Here is a 2,767-nt window from a genome sequence, read left to right on the forward strand (position 1 = left end):
TCTGCGCGCCCATGTTCTCGAACTTGTCGGCCAGCTCGATCTCCTTGGCGACGGTGACGCCGTCCTTGGTGATGCGGGGGGCGCCGAAGCTCTTGTCGATGACCACGTTGCGGCCCTTGGGGCCCAGCGTGACCTTCACCGCGTCGGCGAGGATGTCCACGCCGCGGATCATGCGCTCGCGCGCCGAAGCGCCGAACTTAACGTCTTTTGCTGCCATGTTGATAAGTTCCGATCAATCCGATGAGGAAACCACGCGAAGATGGGACCTGGCGGTCAGGGCCGGGGCGCGATGTCCTGCGCCCCTTCCCGCCGTCGTCAGGCCGCCTTCGCCACGGAAGGGGTGTCGAGGATGCCCATGATGTCGGACTCCTTCATGATGAGGAGCTCCTCGCCATCGAGCTTCACCTCGGTGCCCGACCACTTGCCGAACAGGATGCGGTCGCCGGCCTTGACGTCGAGCGCGCGGAGCTCGCCCTTGTCGTTCAGGGTGCCGGAGCCGACGGCGATAACCTCGCCTTCCTGCGGCTTTTCCTTGGCGGTGTCGGGGATGATGATGCCGCCCTTGCTCTTCTCTTCGGCCGTCACGCGGCGAACGAGAACGCGGTCATGCAGTGGACGAAAGCTCATGGAGCTTCTCCTGTCGCTTCCAGTGATTGGCAAGCTCTTCCGGAGAATTCACGGCCAGCGGACCCGTTGCGGCGCCCGCTAGCACTCCCCCCAGAGGAGTGCCAACGATCTACAGGGAGTCCCCCTGCCGCGTCAAGCGTTGTCAGCACTCCAGGAGTGCGAGTGCTAACGGCCTGATCCCAAAGGTTTTTCTGGACATCCCGCCTTGCCCCCATGGCATGCTGTCACCCGATGGTCATGCCGGCAGGCCCGAAGACCCACCGGCTGGCCGTCGCGATGCAACACAGGCCCGCTCGCCTGGGCCGGAAAGGAGCACGATGGATCTCTCCAGCCTCGAACGCTTCGCCCGCTTCACCACCCTGCCCGACTGGCGGCTGACCACCGCCGAGATCCTCTACCATATGCCGGACCATCCGGGCGTCCTGCAGACCTTCATCTGGCAGAAGCACGACCTCGCGCCGCGCTTCCCGCTGCTCGGCAATTTCCTGGAGTTCTGGCGGCGGGAGATCCACGGGCCGCTGCATTCCGTCCGCGTCGCCTCCGCGGCGCTGACCCGCCCCGCCGAACTCCGCTACGCCAACGGCCAGTTCACCCTGCATTGAGGTGGTAGGCCGGGGGGTGCGCCGACCGGCACCCCCCTCACTCCCCATCCATCACCCGCCCCGCCCGGTGCCGCTGCAGCAGCCACAGGCCGAGCCCGACGGACACCGCCAGCAGCACCGCCGCCAGCCCCAGCTGCCAGGCGCCCTCCACCCGGATGCCCTTGCCGAGCAGGGCGAAGACCACGGTCTGCGGCAGGTAGCCGATCGCCGATCCCAGCACGAAGGGGCCGAGCCCGATCCCCGCCATCCCCGCCAGCAGGTTCAGCGCCAGGTTGTTGCCGACCGGCAGCAGCCGCAGCGCCACGGTCGCGCTGAAGGGGTTGGCCAGCAGCGCATCCCGCAGCGGCCGCAGCCGGTGGCCGAAGCGCCCCGCCATCCGCCGTTCCGCCCAGTCCCGCCCCAGCGCCCGGGCCCAGGCATGGGCGGCCGCGCAGCCGATGACCTGAGCGGCCAGGGACAGCGCGGTGCCGAGCACGGTGCCGAAGGCATAGCCGCCGAGGAAAGCCAGGCTCTGCCGCGGCACGCCGATGGCGGTGATGGCGGCGCCGACGGCCACGAAGACCACCTCGCCCCAGATGCCCTCGTCCCGGATGGTGCTGTCCACCCAGGCCGTGCCGGGCACGCCCCCCATCTCCCGCAGCAGCGCGCCACCCGCCAGCAGCCCCGCTGCCAGCAGCAGCAGCTTGGTCAGTGACCGCCAGCGGGCGGGGCGGGGCGGCTTGGTCAGGATTGCTCTTCCACTTGCGGGCGCTTCCAGCGGCGCTGCAGCCAGATCACGCCCAGCATGTCGGCAATGCTGACGGCCAGGCGGTCCAGCGTCCCGTAGTTCGATTTGCCCCGGATGCGCGGCCGGTGGTTCACCGGCTCGCTCACCACCCGGCCGCCATGGCGCAGCACCAGCGCCGGCAAATAGCGGTGCATGTGGTCGAAGCGCGGCAGCTGGAGAAACAGCGCGCGGGGGAACACCTTCAGCCCGCAGCCCGTATCGGGCGTCGCATCCCCCAGCAGCCGCGCACGCACGGCATTGGCGATGCGCGACGACACCTTCTTGATGCCGCTGTCCTGGCGCCGGACGCGATGCCCCGCCACCAGGATGTCCGCCCCTGACGCCGCCTCCGCCCGGGCGCGGGCCCACATCGCGGGGATGTCCGCCGGGTCGTTCTGCCCATCGCCATCCAGCGTCGCGATCCAGGGTGCCCGCGCGGCGGCGACGCCGGTGACGATGCCCGCGGATTGCCCGCAGGCCTGGCGGTGGCGCAGCGCGCGGACGGGAAAGCGCGTGGCGGCCTCCGCCAGCCTGTCCCCGGTATCGTCGTCCGAGCCATCGTTCACACAGATGATCTCGAAGCGCGTGCCGGCCAGCGCGCGCGCGATCTCCTCCACCAGCGGCAGGACGTTCGGTCCCTCGTTCCGCATGGGGATAACGACGGCGATGTCGGGAAGCTCCGCCGACACAGCACCAGATGTATCGGAGAAAGGCGCCGACACCGCGCCAAAGGCATCAAGGGAGGGCGCCGCAACGGCGCCAGCGGGATCGG

5 protein-coding genes are annotated in these 2,767 nt (G+C 69.6%); 1 reads left to right on the top strand and 4 read right to left on the bottom strand.

Translation table 11 applies throughout. The features are described from left to right. A partial coding sequence (locus tag ACTIE5_RS08355; RefSeq protein ID WP_439549237.1) for a TCP-1/cpn60 chaperonin family protein occupies window positions 1-217 on the bottom strand: 217 nt, incomplete at its 3' end. 98 nt (window positions 218-315) lie between these two features. Continuing rightward, window positions 316-627, bottom strand: a complete 312-nt coding sequence (groES, locus tag ACTIE5_RS08360) for a co-chaperone GroES (protein WP_092955131.1) — start codon at window positions 625-627, stop codon at window positions 316-318. A gap of 317 nt (window positions 628-944) precedes the next feature. On the opposite strand from groES, the gene ACTIE5_RS08365 reads away from it, so the two are divergent. Continuing rightward, the gene (locus tag ACTIE5_RS08365) at window positions 945-1,229 is read left to right on the top strand and encodes an usg protein (protein WP_439549238.1); all 285 of its coding nucleotides are present in this window, start codon (window positions 945-947) and stop codon (window positions 1,227-1,229) included. A gap of 37 nt (window positions 1,230-1,266) precedes the next feature. On the opposite strand, the gene ACTIE5_RS08370 is transcribed toward ACTIE5_RS08365, so the two are convergent. Both ACTIE5_RS08370 and ACTIE5_RS08375 read right to left on the bottom strand, forming a co-directional pair. Continuing rightward, window positions 1,267-1,860 carry a TVP38/TMEM64 family protein gene (locus tag ACTIE5_RS08370; protein ID WP_439549239.1) on the bottom strand — a complete coding sequence of 198 codons (594 nt, stop codon included), beginning with the start codon at window positions 1,858-1,860 and terminating at the stop codon, window positions 1,267-1,269. A 92-nt stretch (window positions 1,861-1,952) separates the two neighbouring features. Next, window positions 1,953-2,645 (bottom strand): glycosyltransferase, encoded by a 693-nt coding sequence (locus tag ACTIE5_RS08375; protein WP_439549385.1) that lies wholly within the window; start codon window positions 2,643-2,645, stop codon window positions 1,953-1,955. Window positions 2,646-2,767 lie beyond the last annotated feature (122 nt).

It is taken from the genome of Falsiroseomonas sp. (assembly GCF_051859025.1).
Classification (GTDB): Bacteria; Pseudomonadota; Alphaproteobacteria; order Acetobacterales; family Acetobacteraceae; genus Falsiroseomonas.

What these genes read in the sequence shown, in the direction of transcription:
- groES (WP_092955131.1), bottom strand. Translation starts at nt 627, where the DNA reads ATGAGCTTTCGTCCACTGCATGACCGCGTTCTCGTTCGCCGCGTGACG.
- ACTIE5_RS08365 (WP_439549238.1), top strand. Translation starts at nt 945, where the DNA reads ATGGATCTCTCCAGCCTCGAACGCTTCGCCCGCTTCACCACCCTGCCC.
- ACTIE5_RS08370 (WP_439549239.1), bottom strand. Translation starts at nt 1,860, where the DNA reads ATGGGGGGCGTGCCCGGCACGGCCTGGGTGGACAGCACCATCCGGGAC.
- ACTIE5_RS08375 (WP_439549385.1), bottom strand. Translation starts at nt 2,645, where the DNA reads ATGCGGAACGAGGGACCGAACGTCCTGCCGCTGGTGGAGGAGATCGCG.